The following is a 23,625-nucleotide window of genomic DNA, read 5'->3' as shown; positions in this document are numbered from 1 at the left end:
GCAGCATCGGCCGTGAATGACATGATAGAATCGTAATATCAAGTTTCCCTCAGAAACGCAGGGAGCCTGGTCATAAACACATGACCAGGCTCCCTTTTTTGTACATATAACACAGACGGGATCCCTGCTGAACTTTGGTGAAGTTCCACTAGATGACGGTTGAAGCGGCCTCAAGCCGAATAATTCGTTTCATCAGTTTTTTCAGCATAACGGACGCTTTAACCTTAATCGGCAGGCTGTCGGAGACATGAAGCTGGTAAGCGCCTTGAATAATGGCTTCCTTGAGCTCGGCAGCGGACTCGCAAGGCGTGTGCAGCTCATTATAGACGCTTCCGAATTGGAGGCATTGATGCGTATCGCTTCCTGCCGTGACAGGCTTGCCGAGATCGGCAGCGAAATGCTGAACCTGATCCTGATTGGCTTCGCTGCCGTATTGGTACATATCTTTGGCATTGAGATCAAAGGCGTCCAGGCGGCTCAGCTGACTGCGGGTGAGATGGTGGAGCGGCGTGCTCTCCCGGAACGGATGAGCTCCGATCTTGAGCAGCGGGAAGGCCTCGGCCAAGTCCATCAGGTCATCAAAGGCAATGAAGGCGCCCTTCTCAGTAAATCCGTCCAGTTGGCGGCGGGTCTCCAGAATAAACTCTTTCCGTCCGATCAACAGAATATGGCCGCTCTCCCGAATGTCCACTTCCATACCCGGAAAGATCTTCAATCCGCCTGCATCGTAGTATTCGCCAGTGTAGGGAAACATCTGGTCAAGCTGCTGGTACACTTCATCAAAATTGCGCGTATTAAAATGCTCGGTCAAAGCGAGAGCATCCAGGCCGTTGTCCAGCGCCTCCTGGATCATCTCCTCATAATAAACCTTCGAGAAATCGGACGCTTTGGACAATTTGGCATGGGTATGAAGATCAATTTTCATATTCGAACACTCCTTGTATAAGTCAGTGGTAGGGTCAGCCGATCCAGAACAACAATGCGGTATATCCTGCCGTTCCGGACAGGAACAGCACATCCCGCGCGGACAGGGTCAGATGGGACAGCTTCAGCTTCTTGGCAGCCGGATTCTTCATGCCGTAGGAGAACCCGCGGGTCTCCAGCGCCTCCACCGTCGTACGGGAACGTTTGGCGGTAGCCAGCATCAAGGGGAAGAAGGATAGCACCAGCAGTTTTATATAATAGGTTGCGAGCCGCCAGTAGAGAAAACCGGGGCGTTCCGGCGCTTTCCCCCGCAATCGGTAAGAAAGCAGCACATTGCGGAATTCTTCGAACAATACGGGGAGAATCCGATAACCGTATGACAAGCTGAACGAGAAGGCGGCAGGCATGCCGAGTGCGAGCAGGCCGTCGCTGATTTTCTCGGGATCCATGCCGGAGAAGACCGTAATACTCGCCAGCGATACAACCGATAGCTTTAAGGTCAGCTTCAGCAGCGGCAGCGTGGAACTGATGTCCCCGCCGAAAAAGAGGGACACAATAAACAGCCAGCCAACCTGGCCGATTAAACCCAAGCATAGCACGATGATGATGAACGGCGTTACCCGCGACAGAATCGTGGTGACCACCATCATCAGAAACAATCCAGCCAGCACGGTGATGCTGGAGATGAACCAGGGTGCGATGGCGAAAAACAGGTACCAGATCAGCATGCATCGAGGGTCCAACCGGGAAAGGGAGGCATGGCCGCTTCCGTAGGCGGTATTCATCAACTCAAGTTGAATCCGTTCAATCGTAATCTTGTTAAACCAGTTGCGGACTAGTTGCATGGCGATGAATCTCCTTCCCACTCAGAATGCCGTACATATACTGCGCAAACTCGGCCGGCGAGCTGGCTCGGGGCATGACGCATAGCCTTGCCGATAAATCCATCATTTGCGTGGGTGCGAGCCCCGCCCGGCGAATGAGTTCCGAATCGGCGAAAATCTCGGAGACGGTGCCATCGCCGGCCACGACGCCTTGATTCAAGACGATGACTCTTGTCGCCCATTCATGGACCAGCTGCATATCATGGGTGGCGATGATGACGGTGCGGACATGGCCCTCCAGCTCTTGCAGCGTATCCAGCAGCTCCTCGCGAGTGGACATGTCCAGATTGGCCGTTGGCTCATCGAGCAGAATTAGCTGGGGCATCATGGCGGCTCCAATGGCCAAGGATACGCGGCGCTGCTGGCCTCCGCTGAGGAGACGAGCGTCCCGTTCCTTGAGAGGCTGAAGCCGGAAATGGGTCAGCATGCGATGAACCCTGTCTTCAGCTTCCGGGTGGCGGCGACTCTTTAAGCCATAGGCCACTTCTTTATACACATTGTCTTCAATGAACATATCCTCGGGATTCTGGAAGACGTAAGCCACGTTAGCGGATATTTGCTCCATCGATAAATTCTTGGTATCTTTGCCCATAATCGATACGGAGCCGCCGGAAGGCTTGGCGATACCGGCAATCAGCTTCAGTAGAGATGATTTGCCCGCGCCGTTGTTGCCTACAAGCGCGATGCGCTCCCCTTCATACAGGCGAAGATCAATGCCCCGGAGAACTTCATGCTCCACTTTATGTATCGTTCGGTAGCGCAGTACGGATCGATTAAAATGGACAAGCGTGCCATGCTCCGTATGCCGTTCTGTTTCATGCTCCTGTCGAGGGCTGCGCTGATCGGAATTCGGGTTCTTCAAGGCTGTGTCAGCCAGTGAAATATCGTTAGCTCTCGTGCAATTTGGTGGATGATCAAGCAGCGACGGGGCATCCGTGTGCCTGCGCAGAAGCTCTCCAAAATAGACTTCTGCTGCCTCAGCTGTAATAGGGTAAGGCTGCTTCAGCTGATATCCGGGCAATCCGATAGAATGAGAGCCGGAGTCGCTCGCTATCGATTGTCCATCCTGCTGACTTCCTGCAGTCATGCCGCTGTGAAGCAGAGTAGCGGACAGCTGTACCGCTGCCTTGGTCACCTGGGGCGGCTGGATGCCCAGCCGCTCCAGATCATCGAGGCTGTTCAGCGCTTCGACTACCGGGCGCTGCCACAGCACCTTCCCCTGCTCCATCAGGCACACTTCCTCGCAGTAGTCGGCAATAAACTCCGCATGATGCTCGATCACGACAACAGTCTTTCCATGGACCTGATTCAATTGGCGCAGCACATCATATACTTGCCTGGCATGCTGGGGATCGAGCTGGGATACCGGCTCATCCACCACGAGAATATCCGGTTCCAGCGAGAGGGCTCCCGCCAAAGCGAGCAGATGCTTCTGCCCACCGCTCAGTTCCCAGATATAGCGGTCCTTCAGATGCGTTAATCCGCACATGTCGAGTGCTCGAGCACTCATGACCCGATAATCGGCGAGACCGTAATTCAGCGGAGCGAAGTTGGCTTCATCCAGGACCGTTGGACGGACAAGCTGGTTATCAAAATCCTGATAGACATACCCCACCATCCGCGACAGCTCGGAGACCCCCCGGTTCTCGGCGGAAACCCCGCAGATTTCAACGGTTCCCGTGAAATCGCCGGAATAATAGTGGGGAATCAATCCGTTGAATAGCTTGCAGAGCGTGGATTTGCCGCAGCCGTTTCCTCCGATGATCGCCGTAAAGCTGCCGCGGCGAATATGCAGGGATGCCTCATTCAGTACGGGCTGCTCCGAACCGGGATAGACGAAGGTGACGCCTGCGATTCGGATCGCCGGGCCGTCATGTACGAATGGTTTAAGCATAAGGCAGGTTCCCCGACTTCTTCTCTTCTTGAGGGCTGCGGTTTCTTCTGGCCCGCATGAACGCCAGTATCGCAATGGCAACGATGGCTGCTGCAGCGATGCTGATCCAGATGGCGAGGGCGCCGAACCGATCCGCAAAGCCACTGTCCCATTCGCCGAAGTTCCAATCCGTTTCTGAGAGGGATTCCGCCCCGAAGGCGACCAGCGCCAATGCCACTCCCGCCAGGAACAGTTTGGGCGACATGATGCCGGCGGCTTCATATTTCGTAAGCTTCGGGCGTGGTTTGATACCAAGCAGCGGTTCAATTTTTCCATACAACCTTGGAACCAGATATAATGTAGGCAGAAGAGCAAACAGAATGCCGGAGAACAGCACATCGTTCAGGAATCCGACGCCTTCGAAGGACCACGCCTTGTGCAAGCCCGGGTACGGCTTCAAATTCCTCGACGCCGATCCAGACCTTACCGATGTCTACCAGAGAGCTGCACAGTTGATGGATGATGACGCCTGACATGGCGGCGATGCCTACCTGAGCGCGATTGAGGGGGTCTTTGACCAATCGGCCGGCAACGTACATGGCGAAGGAGAAGGTAAGGAACTTCTCAAGCTCTCCGAGACCGCCGAATTGCCCCAACATGAGTTCGCCGAAGATGACCTCGCCGAGCGCAGCTCCCACAGCCGCGTAAAAAGGGTGGAACAGCATGCAGAGGGTCAAGGGGATGAACGCGAAATATTCGACGGACAGCTCGATCGGCCCAGGCGAAATGCGGGGATGAGCTCAGTGAACATGTTGGATAGGCCGTACAGCGACATGGATAACACAAAAATCATCATTTTCTGCGAAGACGTTAGGGTATAGACCCGTGAATTGCTTGCCATTAGAAAGAAGCCTCCTTGGAATGGGATTTGTTATCAGTATAGGAGGCGATTATTAAAATGAACGGAGTACTATGTCAACGGAGTGTAATATTTTTTACATAAATATAACTATGAAATAAAATTTACATAACAATCATGTCGTATGATGAACACATACTGAATACCGATGACTTGAACCGTAGAAGGAGTGCAGCATCATTGAAAAATCTGTTTTCCGATAAATCCGGGTTTTCGCCGAGTCAGCTCAAAATTGCCGATTTTATCGAACGTTATCCTGAGGAGATGCTGTTCATGACCGAGCAGGAAATCGCCGACCGGCTTGGCACCAGCATCGCGACCGTATCCCGGTTTTGGCGTGCCGTTGGTTACGACAATGCCAAAGCGTTTAAGCTCAAGCTGCGGGAGTCCTCAGATTCGACGCCTGCGGTGAAACTGGAAAAGACGATATCCCGGCTGGACGCGTTCAGTTTGCCGGTGAAAATGCTGGAGCAGGCGAAGCACCATCTACAAGATACAATAGAGAGGATTCATCCTGATGAGCTGGAGGAAGCCGCCGGGCTGATGGCCTCGGCAAGACGCGTCTATATCTATGCACCAGGTCCATCCCTGTCGCTGGGCGAGCTGCTATCGTACCGTTTATCCCGGTTCGGCATGTCGGTGCGGATCATGGCCGGAAGCGGCCATGAACTGCTGGAATCGCTGGCGTATCTGGAAAGCGAGGATGTCGTGCTGATCTTCAGCTTCACCCGGATGCTCCCGGAAACGGAGGTCATCTTGGACTGCGTAAGCCGCGTCCAGAATGCGGCGATCATGATTACCGACAGGGAGGACTTCCGGTATGGAACGCCGGCGCGAATCTCGTTTTTTGTCAGTCGGGGGGATATGGGCGAGTTTCATTCCATGGTGACGCCGCTATTGCTGATCGAGCAGCTTATTCTGAGCATCGGCATGCTGAATAAGGAGAAGGTGCTGCGCAAGCTGGATTATTTAGGCGAATTGCGGACCCGGTATGCAGATAAGCTGCCGCGGGGCAAAGCTTAAAGGCTGCTCGGAGTGGCCTTTCTATTAAAAACAGAAGTCCTTCAGGCAATCCCTGAAGGACTTTTTTTGTGCCTTTTGTCGCGGAACCATTGGATTATTTATGTGATTTTGTTATAGTTACCCTACCTCTATGATCTTGCTTGCCTCGGCTTGGCGCCTCTATTCTTACAACAATTCTCTGCGTTCCACCATGGCTTTCCAGACACGGGACGATCATGCCCGTATCATATTAGCAAGGCGAGTTATCTGATACCAAATGGAATGAATTGTGAATCGGCAGGCCTATCGCGTGAGGAAAATGCATCTAACTTCGAAATGAGACGTAGTATGTGTTATATCCTTCATTTACCTATGTTTTTACGAATGTTTCAAAAGGCGGTTATAAGTCGAATCAGTCATCGCTCTATAGGAGTAGGGGAGGTGTTAATTCTTGAATGTCTCGAAATCCGTGAAGCTGCTCCTGCTTATGGCGGTTATCGCGATCGTGAATATCGTGCTGGTTTCACCCGGGCTGCTCGGATTCCATATTGGCGGCGATAGCGCCTTCCAGTCGGCATCGGTCATTACCGTATGGCTTGTTAGTGTTCTTGCACTCTTTTATGGCAGTTATGTTTTGTTATTCAAGCCTCCGGCTGTGAAGGCGATCCAAACGATTCAGACCCGTGAGGATTACATAGACGCGCTTCATCATTATCGCAACGTGAAAGTGCTGAAGAATGATATCGCCCTTGCCCTGGACCAATTGGAACGAATCGAGAAAAAGAGAAACGCGCTGCTGGATGTCCTGGGTCAGCGTTTTGAGCAAGCGGAGCTCAGTTACAAGAAATTCATGGGGGTCATCGATGAGGTTGAGAAGCTGTTCTATCTCAATATCCGAGGGATTCTGAACAAGTTGGGCGTCTTCGCCGCATCCGATTTCAACCGCATGGCCGATCAGCCCAAAGCATCCCAGCTATCCAGCAAGGTGGCACAGAAAAAAACAGCCCTATACCAAGAGTATCTGGCTTACGTGACCGGTTATCTGGAAGCGAATGAGGAAATCATGCTCAAGCTCGATAAACTGCTGCTGGAGATTTCCTTGCTTGGCAGCACCGATTACCGGGATGTGGAGGAGATGCCATGCATGAAGGAAATCGATACGTTAATCAAGCAAACCAAACTATATAAGCAATAAGAGAGGGAGATGATTATGCGAAGCAAGGGTAGTGCCTTTGTTGTATTAGTGGCCATTGCAGTGGTCGTGTTTGTTCTGGTGTACGCGGGGATCACGTTAACCTCCAATCTGGGCAAGAGCCAGTCTGAGGTCGATTCGGAAGGCGCGGCTAAGAAAATCAACAAAATCTACAAGGACATTGTGGTCACGACGGCCGATCCCATAAAAGGTCAAGTCGATCTGGACCCGGTTGCCGTAGCTGACTCCCTGCCCGATATATCCAAGTTCCCGATCTCGGTCGAGAATACGACGGACTTGTATGTTGAGATCTTCTCCTCGCCCGAGAAGGCTGGGCCGGGCATTGATGGATGGCTGAATGAAGTGGCAGAAGAGTTCAACAACTCCAAGCCGGTGGTGAACGGCAAGCCGGTATCCGTGAAGATCCGTAATATCGCGTCGGGGACCGCAACCGATTACATAACATCCGGGAAGTATGTGCCGGACGCTTTTACGCCTTCCAATGAGCTGTGGGGAGAGATGGTCAAGGAATATGGCGTCAAGGCCGAGCTTGTATCCAAGCGCCTCACGGGGAACGTGACCGGCGTTGTCACCCGAAAGGCCAAATACGATGAGCTGGTGGAGAAGTACGGCTCCTTGAACGTCAAGACCCTGACGGATGCGATATCGAATAACGAATTGGCGATGGGTTACACGGATCCTTTTGCGAGCTCCACGGGTCTCAACTTCCTGATCACAGCCCTTGAAACGTTTGATAGTTCCGACCTACTGAGCGAAAAGGCGGTACAGGGTTTCGAGAAATTCCAGGCGAACGTCCCTTTCACGGCTTCCACCACGATACAGATGCGCGATGCGGCGAAGTCGGGCATGCTGGATGCCTTTGTCCTGGAGTATCAGACCTATGTCAACGCGGCGGATATGAAGAGCGGTTATGTTTTTACCCCGTTTGGCGTAAGGCACGACAGTCCCATGTATGCGCTTGGGAAAGTGCCGAAGGAGAAGTTGGACATCATTAAGAAATTCGCGGCGTTTGTTGAGCAGGACAAATACCAGAAGTTAGCCGACAAAAAAGGGTTCAATGGTCTTCACGATTATCAATCCGAGCTTGAAGTTGTCGATAGCAGTCTGCTGCCTTCTGCGCAGAAGCTTTGGAAAGAGAAAAAAGATGGCAACAAGCCGGTTGCGGCTGTGTTTGTAGCGGACGTGTCGGGGAGCATGGACGGGGAGCCGTTAAACCGCCTCAAGGAATCGCTGTTGACGGGGCAGAAATATTTGGGCCGGGACAACAGCATCGGCTTCGTGTCGTATTCCACGGACGTTACGATCAACCTTCCGATCGGCAAGTACGACTTGAATCAGCAGTCGATGTTTGTTGGGGCGATCAACAGCCTTGAAGCCAGCGGGAATACCGCGACCTTTGACGGCATCGTAGTGGCAATGAAGATGCTTCAGGACGAGATGGCGGCGAATCCGGACGTGAAGCCTTTGATTTTTGTGCTGAGTGACGGGGAGACAAATGTCGGGCATTCCCTTGATGATATTCGGGAACTGATCCAAGCCTACAAAATCCCCGTGTACACGATTGGTTATAATGCCGACATTCAGGCGCTCCAGAGCATATCCAGCATCAATGAGGCAGCCAGCATCAACGCGGATACCGACGATGTCGTCTACAAAATCGGCCAGCTGTTGAATGTGCAGATGTAGCATCATTACAAGCGTTTTTCACATATAACGAAATGGTTCACACAAGAAACTTGTAGGAGGGGTTATATTGTCATTTACGATGGAAGTCATTAGTCCCGAAGAGATTAAGACGGCGATTGAAGAGCAGGTGAAGCCTGAGCCGGAAGAAGTCACGCAGCTGAAGGAGCTGGCGGCTAACAATGTGCAGGCCATCATGGAACTGGATATCGAATCGCTCGAGAAGCGAAGACAGGTGCTTCAATCCATTGAGAGCTTTGGCATCAGCTCGATGAGATCCTCCTCGGAGAAGAATGCGCTCCTGCAGGTTCAGGTGGGAAGATTATCGAAAACCGGGGACGAAGGCGGTCAAGTGGCCAAAGGGTTAACGGAGCTGCAGCTGCAGCTGAAGGATCTGGATCCGAGCGTTGTGGATTTTGCGAAGAGCGGGCTGCTGGGCATGGTATTTAACCCGCTGCGCCGATATTTTGCCAAGTTTCAAAAGGCGGATGCCGTCATTTCCGATATCATTATTTCCCTGGATAAAGGAAAAACCGTATTAAAGAACGACAACACTACGCTTGAGATTGAACAGCAAACCCTACGCGAGCTGACCAAAAAGTTGCAAAAGGAAATTCAGTTGGGCATGCTCATGGACGCAGAGATTGAGTCCCAGGTTGAGGCGGCTAAAATCCGGCAGGAATCGGAGGATAAAATCCGGTTTATTACCGAAGAGGTGCTGTTTCCGCTGCGCCAGCGCGTGATGGATCTACAGCAGATGCTGGTCGTGAACCAGCAGGGGATCATGGCCATTGAAGTGGTCATTCGGAACAACAAAGAATTAATTCGCGGCGTGGATCGGGCGAGAAACGTAACGGTAACGGCGCTGAAAATCTCGGTCACGGTGGCTAGTGCCCTGTACAACCAGAAGATTGTCCTGAAGAAAATCGAGCTGCTGAACGAAACCACGAACAACCTGATCAGCGCTACCTCCAAAATGCTGAAGGATCAAGGTGCGGCGATCCACAAGCAGTCGCTGGAAACGAGCATCTCCGTCGATACCTTGAAGCAAGCGTTCACGGATGTGCTGTCGGCGCTCGATTCCATCAGCACATACAAGCAGGAGGCGCTCCCTCGGATGCGTGAGACGATCCATCAGTTCAGTGAGCTGGCGGTCACGGGCGAGCAGCAGATCCAGCGCTTGGAGCGGGGGCAGAAGCTGGGACTGTAAGACAGGATGGGACATATTTTGAAAAAGAGTGTGCAGGTACGAGACTGCGCACTCTTTTTGCTGCTGGGCATGTTAGTTTCGAAAAGCATTGAACAGGTAGTCATATGCAAAATTAATGGTCAGTGAATGCTCGATTATCCGGATGATGAAGGGAGGCGCTGCAATGGAACAACGGGACCAACTTATGGCCGTCGCTGCAAGCAAGTTCGGACTCTTGGAGAGGGATAAGGTACAGACGCATGTTTCCGAACACAGTCTGATCCGTTCATATAGACTTGGTGCCAGGACCGTTTATGTGCGCATAACGGATGAGTCCCACAAACAGTATGTGAAAATTGAGGGCGAGTTGCAGTGGGTTGAGTTTCTCGGAAGTAAGGGTGTACGCGTTTCGAGACCGCTTTATTCGGTGGAAGGGAATCTGGCGGAGCGTATCCGGATGGAGGACCGTGAATATACGGCGGTGTGTTATGAGGAGGCCAAGGGGCGTCCGGTCGGGGAGAACGATGCCAATGAGAGCTTATACAGGCGAATGGGCCAATTCATGGGCTGTATGCACCGTATCACCAAAGGGTACACCCATCTGGATCCCGTTACAAGACGGCCTGATTGGTCGGATGAGGCGGAAAAAGTTCGCCATATCGATTTGCCGCTAACCGAGAAAGGGATCACCCGTCGTTACGAGGCATTGGTTCATTATATATCGGAGCTTCCGATTGATGTGGACGCTTATGGACTGATCCATGCGGATTTTCATTACGGCAATTTTTTTGTCGATGAGGATTCATTGTGCCTGATTGATTTGCAAGCCGGTATTCATGGTTCATTGATGATATTGCGATCGCCGCGTTTTTCTCGGGTTTAACCGAAGGGGCGGATGCGGAGCCGGATCAGTTTCTGACCCCGTTTCTGCAAGGATACCGTCTGGAGCATCATTTAGAGGAAAAGTGGTTTCGAGAACTCCCGTATTTCATGAAGCTGCGAGAAATGGGGCGTTATATCAAGCTATTCCATGCCTGTCGCGGGAAGCTCGATAAACTCCATCCGTGGGGGCAATGGTATATGAGGGGGCGTAAGGAAAAGATGTTGCGAAGTTTTCCAGCAATTGAATAAGCGGAAAGCCTTGGTTCGAGACGGAACCAAGGCTTTTTTTAGTTAACGTAAAGGTCTGCCGCAACGGATTTAGTCGAGAAGAAGATGGCCCAAACAAATGATTAAATTGTGGATTTCTCAAAACAGGAAATTAATTCTAGCACGATCAATTATTGCATTGACAGCCTGTTTCGAATCCATTAGTATTTTCATAACTTATTAAACCTACCAGATAACTTAGATTTTAGAGATGCGTTCGTTTCACGAGTTTTTGACAGAGCATGATGCATACATTTCATATGCATATGTCTACTACATGGGGGGATTACAATGAAAGCCAGAAAGTTAGGTTTGCTCTTATCGTCGATCGTACTGATGATGTTGATCGCGGCATGCGGCAACGGTTCCGACCAGGCTGCAGAGGGCACCGCTGAAGACAAAGGAAGTGAGAAGCAAGCTGAACAAAAAGAGTATAAAGACGAGCTGAACATCGCGCTTACGGCTCAGCCGCCTACGTTGGATACAGCCTTGACGGTATCGGCGGTTGCGCTGGATACGGCAGGCAACATCTTCGAGCAGCTGTACACACTGAATGCAAACTATGAACCCGTACCGGCTCTGGCAGAGTCCGTCGAACGAAGCGAGGATGGTTCAACGTATACGTTCGTTCTTCGTCAAGGCGTGAAGTTCCACAACGGTAAAGAGATGACTTCCGAGGATGTTGTAGCCTCGATGAACCGCTGGCTGGTGACTTCGTCCCGTGCGAAGGTGCTGCTGACGAATGCTAAATTCGAAGCCGTCGATACGTTTACTGTGAAGCTGACCGTAGAGGCGCCTACATCGGACGTTTTGATTCTTATTGCATCGCAAGCGCAGTTCCCTTCCATCATGCCGAAAGAGATTGTAGATGCCGCGCCGGCTGACGGAATCAAGGAGTACATCGGTACAGGACCTTATAAATTCCAGGAATGGAAGCAGGATCAGTACATCCACTTGGTGCGAAACGACGATTATCATCAATTGGTGGATACGGAGCCGAGCGGATTTGACGGGCGAAAAGAAGCTCCTACCCAGAATCTGTACTTCCATTTTGTCACTGACCACTCCACGCGCATTGCAGGCGTGAAGACCGGACAGTATGATGTGGCGGACAGCATTCCGATCGAAAGCTATGATGAGCTTGCTGCCGACAACAACATCAATTTGCTCTCGTTTCCTGGTGGTGCCCTGACCGCATTTTTCAATACCAGCGAGGGATTGTTAAAGGACGTTAAGATTCGCCAGGCCATTCTTGCCGCGTTTAATAATGAGGAGATCATGTTGGCCAGCTTTGCCAAACCGGATTTATACTCTTTGGCGCCGGGTTACCTGAATACGAACCAAGTCCAATGGTCGACCGAAGCCGGAGCGGAATATTACAACCAGTCGAACCCGGAGAAGGCCAAGCAGTTGCTGCAAGAAGCAGGGTATAACGGTGAAGAAATTACGCTGCTGACGACCAAGGATTACAACGAGATGTACACGGCTACATTGGTAATTCAGGAGCAGCTTCGTCAAATCGGCATGAACGTAAAAGTGGAGAACTTCGATTTCCCGACGTTCCTGGAAACGAAGAACGACCGTTCCAAGTGGGACATCTTTGTTGCCAGCACGGGCTATCAGATTACGCCGCCGCAGCTGCTGGCCGTAAATCCGGATTGGGCCGGACTCGACAATGAAACGGTCAAGCAGGCACTGATCGATATTCGCGGCGCAGCCACACCGGAAGCCGCCAAGGAGGAATGGGAGAAGCTGCAGGGCTTCCTGTATGAATTTGCTTCCTCCACCGTGATCGGCCATTTTAATGGCGTCGTCGCCACAACGAAGTCGCTTGAAGGCTTCGAGCTGTTCGAAGCGCCGGTGGTCTGGAATGCGAAAGTAGCGAAGTAAGCGTATATGGAGGGTGTTACAAGTTACCGGAGTAACTTCGATAACACCTTCCTTTTTTGAAATTGGTTCATAGACCATGTACAAATGAGGGATTTGTAGTGCTGGCTTATATTACGAAAAGACTTTTGTCGCTGATTCCCGTACTGTCCGTAGTCACCATCGCTATTTTTCTGATCATCCACATTACACCAGGGGATCCGGCGGCGGCGATATTGGGAATGGAGGCGTCGCAGGAGGAAATACAAAAGCTGAATCAGGACCTTGGTTTGGATCGTCCGATTCTCGAACAGTATACAAGCTGGGTAGCTAACGTATTCAAGGGAGATCTGGGGGATTCGATCTTCATGAATCAGCCGGTCAGCGAAGCCATTGCGGAGCATATCAGTCCAACGCTTTCGTTGGCCATTCTGGCGCAGGTTATCGCGATTATACTGGCGATTCCCTTCGGGATTATCGCTGCTTACAAGAGGGGGTCCATCGCAGATTATACGCTGATGGGGATATCCTTGCTGGGCATGGCCCTACCCAGTTTTTTGCTGGGTTTGTTCCTTATGCTGTTTGTTGGCGTCAAGCTGCAGTGGCTGCCGGTCGCTGGATATGAACCGCTGCGCAACGGGCTCTGGGAACATATGAAGTATTTGATCCTTCCGGGCATTTCGCTTGGAACCATACAGGCGGCCCTAATTACGCGGATGACCCGTTCGTCCATGCTGGAGGTTCTGAACCTGAATTTTATCAAGACGGCGAGATCGAAAGGTTTGCATGAAATGAAGGTGCTGTTTAAACATGCATTCCGCAGCGCATTTTTGCCTATTCTGACCGTTATTGGACAAACATTCGGCACTTTGGTGACAGGGGCCGTGGTCGTGGAGGCGATATTCAATATTCCCGGATTGGGTCAATTGATCTTGAATTCCATTGCCAGAAGAGATTTTGCGGTGATCCAAGGCGTGGTGCTTGTCGTCACACTCATGTATGTCACCATCAACTTAATCATCGACTTGCTTTATGGAGCGGTTGATCCGCGTGTTCGTTTGGAACGCAAATAAAAGAGGTGTTATTGGATGGCAACTGTTCAGGAAAAAGAATACGTCGCTCAAGTCAGTAAAAAGCTGAAAAAAGAGCAGCGTGCACTAGGATATCGTCGATTGAGGTCGAACTATGGGCTGTTGATCGGGGCGACTATCTTTATTGTTTTGGTGATGCTGGCGATGCTCGGGCCTTTAATTACATCTTATGGCCCGTATGACATGAAGGTTGTGGAACGTTTAACGCCGCCAGGGGCTGAGCATTGGCTGGGTACCGACGAATTTGGCCGGGATTTGTTAACGAGGCTTCTGTACGGGGCCAGAGTGTCGATTAGCGTAGGACTCGCGGTAGCGCTGCTGTCTTCGGCTCTGGGACTTATTATCGGCGTCTACGCCACGTACTACAAAACATTGGATCATATCCTCATGCGCATCTGTGACGGATTGATAGCGATTCCGGGTATCTTGCTAGCCATTGCCTTAATGGCTGCACTCGGCGCATCAGCCATAAATGTCATCACGGCGCTGACCATCGTGTTCACGCCGAATATTGCCCGGGTCGTTCGCTCGGCCGCGTTGGTGGTGCGTGAGCAAACCTACATAGAGGCGATGCATGTCCAGGGGGCAAGCTCCACGCGCATGATATGGCAGCACATCGTGCCCAATACGCTATCTCCGCTACTGGTGCAGGCTACCTTCGTATTTGCCGAAGCCATTATATCCGAGGCCGCGCTAAGCTTTCTCGGAGCGGGCATTCCTGCGCCTGAAGCCAGCTGGGGGAACATTCTGCAGGCGAGCAAGCTTGTAATTTACAAGGCATGGTGGATGGTTGTATTTCCAGGAGCAACGCTTGTTCTGTCTGTCCTCAGCTTGAATTTGCTGGGCGACGGACTGCGTGATTTGCTTGATCCTCGCGTGAAGCAAAAGTTGAGAAAGTCATGAATATAAAGCTGGAGGTACTTTCATGAATAACGAGCCTCTATTGGAAGTGAAAAATCTAAAAACGCATTTTCATACCGAGCGGGGGAAAGTGACGGCCGTAAACGGAGTCAGTTTTTCCATGAATAAAGGCGACATCATCGGCATTGTCGGGGAATCCGGCAGCGGAAAAAGCGTAATGTCCCAATCGATCATGAGGCTGCTGGACCATACGGATGCGATCGAGTACGAGGGAGAGATCCTGTTTGAGAAGCAGAACCTGCTGTCTCTCTCGTATTCTAAATTGCGGGCGGTCCGGGGCGACAAAATATCCATGGTTTTTCAGGATCCGCTTACCTCCCTAAGTCCCGTATATACGATTGGCAATCAAATCGGTGAAGCCATACGTCTCCATCAGCAGAAGTCCAAGAAAGAGGCCCGTCAGCAAGCCATTGAGATTCTGCGGATGACGGGTATTCCATCTCCGGAAGTGAGAGTGGATGAATATCCCCATCAGCTGTCGGGAGGAATGCAGCAGCGTGCAATGATTGCCATGGCGCTTTCCTGTAAGCCCAACCTCTTGATTGCGGATGAACCGACAACCGCGCTCGACGTAACGATTCAAGCGCAGATTCTGGAGCTCATTGCAGACTTGAACCGCAAAATGGGCATGGGCGTGCTGTTCATAACGCATGATCTGGGTGTCGTGTCGGAAATTTGTACGGGTGTGAAGGTGATGTACTTAGGGCAAATCGTGGAGGAAGCCCCTACGGAGCGCTTGTTTCACACGCCGCTGCATCCCTATACGCAGGGACTGATCCAATCGATCCCCAAGCTGGAAGGAGACAGGAGTGATCAGCTTCATGTCATTGAGGGAACGGTGCCCTCTCTCACGGATATTCCTCAGGGCTGCGGCTTTTCTACACGATGTCCTTATGCCGATGAGTTATGCCGTACCTCAGAGCCGCCGATGCGAACGGCCCTTACAGACCATCGAGTGAAGTGCTGGCATTACGAGGCCATAAACGATCCGCAAGGGAGGGAGAAATCCGTTGGAACAAGCAGCTGATCATTCGATTTTAAAAGTAAGCTCCCTTCACAAGCAGTTTCCGGTGTACGGATCTTTCGGTAAGTTATGGGGCGCCAAGGGATATGTGAAAGCCGTAACGGATATTTCCTTTCAATTAAGAGAGGGAGAAACGTACGGTCTTGTTGGAGAATCCGGTTCTGGTAAAACCACCACGGGGCGTACCATCTTAGGATTAACCCCGGCAAGCCAAGGTCAGGTTCTATACCGGGACCGGGATTTGGCTACGATGTCGAGGGAGGAAATGCGGAATTTCCGCAGGGACGTACAGCTTGTTTTTCAAGATCCGTTCTCTTCGCTCAACCCGAGGAAAAGAATCGGCCCGATTTTGGAGGAACCCCTGATTATTCATAAAATGGGAGACAGGGCAGAGCGTCAGGAAAAAGTCTTTCACATCTTGAAAACCGTGGGCCTGCAGCCGGAGCATTATTTCCGTTTTCCCCATGAATTCTCAGGTGGTCAACGCCAGCGTTTAGGGTTGGCGCGCGCGCTTATCATGAATCCGAAAATCATCGTGTGCGACGAGCCGGTCTCGGCACTGGACGTCTCCATTCAGTCGCAAATTTTGAATATGCTCAAGCATCTGCAGCGGGAATTGAAATTAACGCTATTATTTATTACGCATGATATCAGCGTGGTTCGTTATATTTCCGATCGGATCGGCATTATGTATCTCGGAAAAATCGTGGAAGAAGCTTTAACGGATGATCTATTCCATGAGCCGCTGCATCCCTATACGAAGGCGCTGTTCTCGGCGGTACCCGACTTTACCCGAAGCCGATTAAAGGATCGGATTATGTTGCGGGGGGAAATTCCGTCCCCCTTATCGCCGCCGAGCGGCTGTGTTTTTCATACGCGCTGTCCCTATGCAACGGATGCCTGTAAGACAGAAGTTCCGGCTTTAAGAGAAGTTCGGCCCAACCAGAAGGTAGCTTGCCATCTTGTTAATGAGAGTCGTTCATACTGAAACGAAGACTAAAAGAAAAGAGGCTAAGAACATGACAACGTTAAAAATCGTAGAGGGCCAGGATCAGATATTCAACGAGGTAGGGTTTCAGCTCGTAGGAAACCACGGCCCGAATTTGGAGGGCGGATTGTCTCCGAGAGAACTGCTGGAAGCGTCTTTGGCGCTGTGCGTGTCCATATCTCTCCAAAAAATAATGGATTACGACGGCGTGGATTATGATAAATCCTCTATTCATATCGATGTTTCATCGGTAAAGGCAGAAGATAAAAGCAATAAGTTCTCGCATTTCAATGTGCTTGTCACGCTGCCGCCAACCCTGGAGCCTGCCTACAAGGAGAAGCTAAAGTCCGTCGTAGAGCGTGCATGCACGATCGGCAATACGCTGAAGAGCGAGGCCGTCGTCGAATTGATCGAAGTGAATGAACCCATCGAAACGAGCAGCAATGCGTAACTCGTAAGCTTCTATGTTAACCTTTCAAGCCAACCCAACAACAACAGCCATAGTCCGGTATGATTACGGACTATGGCTGTTGTTCTTAAGGGCCATGCAATGAAATACGAGTACGTGGTGCATCTTTATTTCGCTGTAAACACGTCTAGTTATGTTTGCGGCCGCACATCCCGCTCAAAAGCGACGATCCAATCGCCCTGAATGGCGGCATAGCCGGTGTCTCCCTCCACAACAAGACCATACAGATTTTTGACATCGAGGAATTCTTTCCGTGCTCCATTATCAAATTCGAGAGTGATGTAGTAATACGTTCTGGATGAATTGCTGGAATGCATCATGCCGTTATCCCCGTTGTGATGATTGGTGTGGTGACGGATGTCCATGCGTTTGGAGACAACCCGGGCAAACTCGGACGTGCGAGGTGACTTGGCATTCTTAACATAACGGGCGCCATTGGAGATGAAGCCCACAATCACAATCACGAATACAATTCCAATCAGAATGGGAACCAGCGTAAACATAAAATCAAATCCTCCGCCAAAAGACGTCCCTTGCGGCATCATCTACAGCACTCCTCTCTGTCCGTTATTTTTTCTTTGGTTATATGTACGGCAATAAGGATCAAAATGTTTCGAATTTTGGGATTACTCTTCCGATTTAAGTATTGATTGTATTATAATGAGTAATACTTAATATCCAATAAGATAATACTCCTTCGAGGGAATATTTTGCAGAGGAGCGTGCCTGAAGATGATCATCTCTTTACAACTGGCCGGTGACATTCCTCTATACGAGCAGTTGCGCAATCAGATTGTCGTCGGCATTGCTACAGGCGAGCTTGCGAGGGAAGAGAAGCTGCCAACCGTACGCCAACTGGCAGACGATCTTGGAATCAACACGATGACGGTGAACAAAGCGTATTCGCTTCTGAAACAGGAGGGATACATTGTGGTTGACCGCCGGCATGGGGCCAAGGTGAGCCCGCCTAAGCCTCACAACCCCGAGCCTTCGCCGCAGTTGGAGGAAGAGCTTCAATTGATCATCGCGCAGGCAGCTATTCAGGGGATTGATCCCATCCGGTTTCAGAAGCTTTGCTCCAACATATTTTCCAGAATGGCCTACCCGCACCTTAATGAAGAGAGGTGATCTCCCTGCTAACCGTAATCCTGTCCATTACCGTCATCATCTGTTACGTTGCATTGTTTGCCACATATAAACCGCAGGCCAAATATAAGAACGGCATGTTATTTGCGGTTACCCTTCCGCCGCATGCGATGGAGCACGACGGTATCCGTGCCATTCAAGCGAGATTTAATAGAAGGATGAACCTTACGAGCGTGTGGATGCTGGCTGCCTATATCCCCTTTGTCATTCTCCGCCCATGGTTCGCGTACCAGATGATTTATTTTTTTGTATGGCTTATGGTTTTTATGGTCTTTATGGTGCTTCCGTTCAGAACGGCATTCCGCGAAACGCTGGGACTAAAACGCGAGGAAGAATGGTTTGTCGGGACCAAACGCTTGATCCTGGGCGATCTGCGCGTAACGCAATGGAAGAATCAACGATCAGCCTCTCCATGGCTGTTTCTCATTCCAGGGGCTATGTCGATCGGACTGATGCTGTGGGCCGTGTCCAAAGACCCGCAGTTGTGGGGCGTTACGGTTGGCGGATTGGTGTTGACGGTCATTCTGTTCCTGAAATCCCTCTTGATGCGGAGAACGAAGGCCAAGGTGTACAGTTTGAACAGTGAAGTCAATCTCGTATTGAATCAGGCGAGGCGTCGAGCCGTTTCGTACCTGTGGCTGCTCGTGGCGATTCTTGAAAATATCTTTTTCCTGATTCTCTTTTTGTTGGTTATGAACGAGAACGCGGCCATGAACGGTGTATGGGTTACAATGATGCTCTTGTTCACGGCTATTCCGGTAGGGTTGGCGATCTATGTTTATCGCAGAATCCACACCCAAGAGCAGGAGATCCTGGCAAGTGACGGCAAAACCATCTACACGGACGACGATGAATATTGGGCGAATGGCTTTACCTACCACAATCCGAACGATAAAAGTATCTTTGTAACGAAGCGAGTGGGAGTCGGAGAGACCGTAAACACAGCGACTCCGATAGGAAAAATGATCGTATGGGGCACCGGCGCTCTCTTGGCGGCAGTCATCTTCGGAACTTCGTTTATGCTCATCCGCTCCGAGATGACTTCGCCAGAGTTAACCGTCACGTCGGATCAACGGATCGAGATTAGTTACCCGATGTATTCTTATGATTTCCCCATTTCAGACATTCAGCAGTTAACGCTTGTGGAAAGCGTGCCCTCCGGCTCCAAAACAAATGGTGAATCGACCGATAAGTACGCCCGTGGGCATTTTCGGCTGAAGGACATCGGGAAAACGAGGCTGTACATTTACAAGAACGATCCCCCTTATATCCAGTTCAAGCTGGATGAGTTGTATATTTTCTATAACGAAGAAGATCCAGTGAAGACCAGGGAGCTGTTCGAGGAACTGCGAGAGATGGTGGGGGAGTAATGGGGTTGCGGGAGCTGGAGGAGGATGGGATTATCACGCGAACGGTCTTTAATCAAGTGCTGCCTAAGGTCGTGTACGAGCTGAGTGAAATGGGCGTTTCGCTGCAACCGATCCTTGACCAAATCTGTGAATGGGGCGAGAAGTACTTGAATAGGAAATCAAAGGTAATTACACCTTGAGGACAGACAAAATAAAGCTGCTGACCTAATCAGGGTCCGTAGCTTTTTTATTTTTAAAAATAGAGTGTTGTGGCTCATCATTTCTATAGGGTAGAGGAAAACCTCAGATATCCGCAGGATATTTAGTGCTTTAGACTCATTAAAATCCGGGCGGTTCGAACCCTTTCTATGTTTGTCGAGAAATTGAATAGTTACTATAGATATAATATGGATATAGTGCACAGGGCTAGGGAGGCCGTGAAAATAAGGATTTCTTTTTCTCTGATATGCACCGGGGCGAGTCACCGTGAATTAATAGAAACGTTATCCGGTAGGAAACGTATGATCTTCATAGGACTTAAGAATTACTCACAAAAGGGGTGTGTACAGCTCAGATGGACGGCCATTATAACTATTATATTGTGGGGCTTTCAATTGCGATTGCTATACTTGCTTCATACTCGGCTTTAAATATTACATCCAAAATTTCGGATGCGAACGGCAAATCCAAGTTTTTTTGGCTTATCGGCGGCGCAATGGTCATGGGAAGCGGCATTTGGTCCATGCATTTTGTCGGCATGTTGGCCATGCACATGGATATGAATGTGAGGTACGATGTTTTTCTGACCATCGCGTCGATGCTCGTCAGCGTGGTTTCCTCCTTCATCGCGTTTTATATCACGATGCCCAAAAACATTAACTGGTCCAAAATCGCCATTGGTGGCTTCATTATGGGAAGCGGCATCGTCATTATGCATTACATGGGAATGGAAGCCATGGTCATCCATGCCGAAATTAGTTATGATCCCGGCATTTGGGTAATGTCCGCCATCATTGCATTGGTAGCTTCCTATGCGGCTTTATTATTGTTTCTCCGTTTTCGGAATCATCCCAAGTCCAGCTTTCTCAAGTGGGGCTCGGCGGTTGTCATGGGATTTGCCGTATGCGGAATGCATTATACAGGCATGAAAGCTGCACGGTTTGATGCGCATGTCGGTATGATCACACAGCAGCCGGAGTCTGTCGATTTTCTGCTTCTGTATGGTGTGACGGTCACGATTTTTGCTATCCTGTTGGTTTCTTGGGGGGCGATGTTCTTTGATCGGCATGTGCTGGAAAAGCTGGCCTATCAGGATACGATCACGGGATTGCCTAACCGGAATGAAATGAACCGATTCTTTGAGACGAATGCCAAGACAGAGAAGATTACGATCCTGTTTCTGGATTTGGACCAATTTAAGGCTATCAATGATACGCTGGGTCATAATGTTGGGGATTTGCTGGTTCAGGAAGTAGGCAAGCGACTGCGTCGGTTCATTCAAAGCGGCCAGCAGGTATTTCGGATTGGCGGGGACGAATTTCTGGTTATGCTGAAGCAAAGCGACCCGGTGTATGCGCAGCATTTAGCTAATGATATACTCCAACAAATAAAAAACGTGTACTATATCGACGGTAACGAGTTGTATGTGACAGCAAGTATCGGAATCAGCATCGGTTCCGTCCATAGCTCTGACCGTACAACGCTGCTGAAGAATGCGGATACCGCTATGTATAAAGCGAAGGGACTGGGCAAGAATCAGCAATGCCTCTATGACGAGGAGATGGGTCTTCAAGAGGTTCGCAAAATGGAATTGGAGAAGGACCTGCAACGAGCGTTTGAGCTGAAGGAGTTCTTCATTGTATATCAGCCCAAATGGAATGTGCAAAGTGATCGCTTGGTCGGATTCGAGGCGTTGCTCCGCTGGAAGCACCCTAGATTAGGCGTGATATCGCCACTTGAATTCATTCCGATTGCCGAAGAGACGGGGCTGATTATACCAATGACCCGATGGACGCTTGAGGAAGCATGCAAACAATGCAGAATTTGGCAGGAGAGAGGGATTGTCCAGCCGGTTTCGGTAAACTTATCGATTCGTTTATTTCATGGTGACAATCTGCTTGAGCTTATTCAAAACGTTCTGGATCAGGCGAATCTGGAACCTCGCTTGTTAGAACTGGAGATAGCAGAGTCCATGGTGCTGCATGATGTGAATGATATTATCCGCCAGCTTGGGAATATCAGGTCCTTGGGGGTTAAGGTCTCCATGGATGATTTCGGAACCGGTTATTCCTCGATTGGGCTATTGGACCGGATTCCGATTGATGCTTTAAAGCTGGACCGCCAGTTCACCAGTGATTTGGACACGCCCAGCAAACGCGCCATTGTCAACGCCATCGTTCTTATGGCGGAGAATTTAAATCTGGATGTCATTGCGGAAGGTGTCGAGAACAAGGAGCATATCGACTTTTTGACCGGACTTGGCTGCCACGTCATGCAAGGTTATTATTACGGAAAGCCGATGGATATCGATGAGATTAAGGTCTGGATGTACGATCATAATCACAAAACCGAAGAGATCGAGACCCTCTGATGAAAAGTAGATGGAATAGATACGGATCGTACGAATAACGGGTACCGTGAGGTGTCCGTTATTGTTGTTATTGGAGACATATAATAACCGCCTCGCCTGGCCCCTCAAGTATCTGCAATTAAACAAAATAGGCAATTTTCGCGCGCGGGAAATATTCTTGGATCCCCTTCTCGAATAACTGCTGGAACTCCTCGACGGTTTCGGCCTTATAGACATATTTGAATTTTCCGTACCGCCCCCATTTTAACTGCCGATCTTCCTCGTCCATATTCAGTTTGGTTTTGGGGTAACGCTTTAAAATGGTGTTTTTGGCCGTTTTGGTAAAGCGGTGTTGAATGAGCTCGAACGTCAGATCCTTTACCTCCACATGGCTCAATCGCTCATGAAGCTTCTCTAACAAATGCCAGTATCCCTCTTGCCATCCGTCATATTTGACGATCGGGGCAATGATGAAACCTAACGGATATCCGGCTTCGGCAATTTTGCCCGCGGCTTCAATCCGTTCTTCGAAGGAAGAGGTGCCCGGCTCGAAATAACGGATGACATAATCGGAATTGATGGAGAAGCGGACCCTGGTATGGCCGCCGTGATCGATATTCAGCAGGGAATCGATGTTGGCGAACTTCGTCACGAATCGCAGTCGACCATATTCCTGCTTGGCCATAAATTCAATGTAATAGGCAAGTGCTCCGGTCAAATGCTCAAGCGATACGGGATCCCCCGTGCAAGCCGCTTCGAAACGCGTAATCTCCGGGGCCCGATCCGCGATATAGGCCTTTGCTTTATCCAGGATTTGATCCAGGTTCACATAAATCCGCACATAGGGTTTCGAACTCATCGTCGTTTGCAGGTAGCAGTAATGACAATGTCCCGCACATCCGGTAGTTAGCGGGATGGCATATTCCGCTGACGGCTTGGAGGTATCGAAGTCCAATGTTTTCCTGATCCCGACAACCAGGGTTCTCTTGGCGTTGCGGTATTTTTCAGTTTCCGATTCTCCTGGAATGCCGGTCACCCTATTGTGAGAGGTCGTCATTTTAATGGGGGTACCTAATTCTTCAAACCATGCTAGCAGCTTCTTCCCAAGCGGATACTCCAACGCATCCGGCTCAAAAAAGACCAGTTCCGGGTCAAAACGCTCCAAATAATCTCCCTCCCATCTAAATAAAGAATATGATGTATAGGATTGGCAACGGTCGTGATGATCATGCATAGTTCAAGTGATCCAAAGGAGAAACGGATACACAGGCTTAAGCATGATTATGAAAGCCCTTTCGGAATTCTATGATATACTACGACATAACAGGCATACCATTTATAACAACCTATATTTTCCTATATTAGC

At 50.2% G+C, this 23,625-nt stretch carries 20 protein-coding genes and 2 pseudogenes; 15 read left to right on the top strand and 7 right to left on the bottom strand.

What is annotated here, in order from left to right:
• Nucleotides 1-148: 148 nt before the first annotated feature.
• From J7E85_RS22730 to J7E85_RS35175, 5 genes and pseudogenes are all read right to left on the bottom strand, one after another.
• Nucleotides 149-925, bottom strand: coding sequence for a PHP domain-containing protein (locus J7E85_RS22730; RefSeq protein WP_215161774.1), 777 nt, complete (start codon nucleotides 923-925; stop codon nucleotides 149-151).
• 34 nt (nucleotides 926-959) lie between these two features.
• A complete protein-coding gene (locus tag J7E85_RS22725) occupies nucleotides 960-1,769 on the bottom strand; it encodes an energy-coupling factor transporter transmembrane component T family protein (RefSeq protein WP_215161771.1) in 810 nt (269 codons plus the stop codon).
• On the bottom strand, nucleotides 1,744-3,702 hold the full coding sequence (locus J7E85_RS22720) for an ABC transporter ATP-binding protein (RefSeq protein ID WP_215161762.1): 1,959 nt from the start codon (nucleotides 3,700-3,702) through the stop codon (nucleotides 1,744-1,746). The genes J7E85_RS22725 and J7E85_RS22720 overlap by 26 nt, the downstream gene beginning before the upstream one ends.
• Complete coding sequence (locus J7E85_RS35180) at nucleotides 3,695-4,123, bottom strand: DUF8171 family membrane protein (protein ID WP_483311337.1); 429 nt, start codon at nucleotides 4,121-4,123, stop codon at nucleotides 3,695-3,697. Before J7E85_RS35180 ends, J7E85_RS22720 begins: the two co-directional genes overlap by 8 nt.
• Nucleotides 4,005-4,474, bottom strand: a pseudogene (locus J7E85_RS35175) (DUF8171 family membrane protein); the annotation flags it as partial. The pseudogene J7E85_RS35175 and the gene J7E85_RS35180, both read right to left, overlap by 119 nt.
• Nucleotides 4,475-4,780: 306 nt before the next feature.
• Here J7E85_RS35175 and J7E85_RS22710 point away from each other — a divergent pair.
• From J7E85_RS22710 to J7E85_RS22660, 11 genes are all read left to right on the top strand, one after another.
• Entirely contained in the window at nucleotides 4,781-5,623 is an 843-nt protein-coding gene (locus tag J7E85_RS22710) for a MurR/RpiR family transcriptional regulator (protein WP_215161756.1), read from the top strand.
• A 430-nt stretch (nucleotides 5,624-6,053) separates the two neighbouring features.
• Nucleotides 6,054-6,797, top strand: a complete 744-nt coding sequence (locus J7E85_RS22705) for a hypothetical protein (RefSeq protein ID WP_215161755.1) — start codon at nucleotides 6,054-6,056, stop codon at nucleotides 6,795-6,797.
• A 15-nt stretch (nucleotides 6,798-6,812) separates the two neighbouring features.
• A complete protein-coding gene (locus J7E85_RS22700; RefSeq protein WP_215161754.1) occupies nucleotides 6,813-8,501 on the top strand; it encodes a vWA domain-containing protein in 1,689 nt (562 codons plus the stop codon).
• A 67-nt stretch (nucleotides 8,502-8,568) separates the two neighbouring features.
• Nucleotides 8,569-9,708, top strand: coding sequence for a toxic anion resistance protein (locus J7E85_RS22695; protein WP_127594015.1), 1,140 nt, complete (start codon nucleotides 8,569-8,571; stop codon nucleotides 9,706-9,708).
• A 163-nt stretch (nucleotides 9,709-9,871) separates the two neighbouring features.
• Nucleotides 9,872-10,570 carry a phosphotransferase enzyme family protein gene (locus J7E85_RS22690; protein WP_251035958.1) on the top strand — a complete coding sequence of 233 codons (699 nt, stop codon included), beginning with the start codon at nucleotides 9,872-9,874 and terminating at the stop codon, nucleotides 10,568-10,570.
• Nucleotides 10,571-11,127: 557 nt separating this feature from the next.
• Nucleotides 11,128-12,726: an ABC transporter substrate-binding protein gene (locus tag J7E85_RS22685; RefSeq protein ID WP_215161753.1), complete on the top strand. Its 1,599-nt coding sequence runs from the start codon at nucleotides 11,128-11,130 to the stop codon at nucleotides 12,724-12,726.
• Nucleotides 12,727-12,824: 98 nt separating this feature from the next.
• Nucleotides 12,825-13,775, top strand: a complete 951-nt coding sequence (locus J7E85_RS22680) for an ABC transporter permease (RefSeq protein WP_215161752.1) — start codon at nucleotides 12,825-12,827, stop codon at nucleotides 13,773-13,775.
• 15 nt (nucleotides 13,776-13,790) lie between these two features.
• Nucleotides 13,791-14,696 carry an ABC transporter permease gene (locus tag J7E85_RS22675; protein WP_215161750.1) on the top strand — a complete coding sequence of 302 codons (906 nt, stop codon included), beginning with the start codon at nucleotides 13,791-13,793 and terminating at the stop codon, nucleotides 14,694-14,696.
• A gap of 22 nt (nucleotides 14,697-14,718) precedes the next feature.
• Complete coding sequence (locus J7E85_RS22670; protein WP_215161748.1) at nucleotides 14,719-15,741, top strand: ABC transporter ATP-binding protein; 1,023 nt, start codon at nucleotides 14,719-14,721, stop codon at nucleotides 15,739-15,741.
• On the top strand, nucleotides 15,725-16,726 hold the full coding sequence (locus J7E85_RS22665; protein ID WP_215161746.1) for an ABC transporter ATP-binding protein: 1,002 nt from the start codon (nucleotides 15,725-15,727) through the stop codon (nucleotides 16,724-16,726). Before J7E85_RS22670 ends, J7E85_RS22665 begins: the two co-directional genes overlap by 17 nt.
• Before the next feature lie 31 nt (nucleotides 16,727-16,757).
• A complete protein-coding gene (locus tag J7E85_RS22660; protein WP_215161744.1) occupies nucleotides 16,758-17,177 on the top strand; it encodes an OsmC family protein in 420 nt (139 codons plus the stop codon).
• Between the two features lie 149 nt (nucleotides 17,178-17,326).
• On the opposite strand, the gene J7E85_RS22655 is transcribed toward J7E85_RS22660, so the two are convergent.
• Complete coding sequence (locus J7E85_RS22655) at nucleotides 17,327-17,740, bottom strand: DUF2500 domain-containing protein (RefSeq protein WP_215161742.1); 414 nt, start codon at nucleotides 17,738-17,740, stop codon at nucleotides 17,327-17,329.
• A gap of 187 nt (nucleotides 17,741-17,927) precedes the next feature.
• Between J7E85_RS22655 and J7E85_RS22650 the strand changes: the two genes are divergently transcribed.
• The 4 genes and pseudogenes from J7E85_RS22650 to J7E85_RS22635 all read left to right on the top strand — a co-directional run bounded on the left by J7E85_RS22650 (nucleotide 17,928) and on the right by J7E85_RS22635 (nucleotide 22,280).
• On the top strand, nucleotides 17,928-18,323 hold the full coding sequence (locus tag J7E85_RS22650) for a GntR family transcriptional regulator (RefSeq protein ID WP_215161740.1): 396 nt from the start codon (nucleotides 17,928-17,930) through the stop codon (nucleotides 18,321-18,323).
• The gene (locus tag J7E85_RS22645; protein WP_353049549.1) at nucleotides 18,320-19,711 is read left to right on the top strand and encodes a DUF5808 domain-containing protein; all 1,392 of its coding nucleotides are present in this window, start codon (nucleotides 18,320-18,322) and stop codon (nucleotides 19,709-19,711) included. Before J7E85_RS22650 ends, J7E85_RS22645 begins: the two co-directional genes overlap by 4 nt.
• Nucleotides 19,712-19,716: 5 nt before the next feature.
• A pseudogene (locus J7E85_RS22640) lies at nucleotides 19,717-19,890 on the top strand (winged helix-turn-helix transcriptional regulator); the annotation flags it as partial.
• A gap of 374 nt (nucleotides 19,891-20,264) precedes the next feature.
• Nucleotides 20,265-22,280, top strand: a complete 2,016-nt coding sequence (locus J7E85_RS22635) for a bifunctional diguanylate cyclase/phosphodiesterase (protein ID WP_215161736.1) — start codon at nucleotides 20,265-20,267, stop codon at nucleotides 22,278-22,280.
• A gap of 118 nt (nucleotides 22,281-22,398) precedes the next feature.
• On the opposite strand, the gene splB is transcribed toward J7E85_RS22635, so the two are convergent.
• Nucleotides 22,399-23,424, bottom strand: coding sequence for a spore photoproduct lyase (splB, locus tag J7E85_RS22630; RefSeq protein ID WP_215161733.1), 1,026 nt, complete (start codon nucleotides 23,422-23,424; stop codon nucleotides 22,399-22,401).
• Nucleotides 23,425-23,625: the final 201 nt, after the last annotated feature.

Origin of the sequence: Paenibacillus sp. ISL-20, from assembly GCF_018613005.1 — a bacterium.
In the GTDB taxonomy this organism is placed as follows: domain Bacteria; phylum Bacillota; class Bacilli; order Paenibacillales; family Paenibacillaceae; genus Paenibacillus_AQ.
This window is presented reverse-complemented; position numbering and strand designations above follow the sequence as displayed.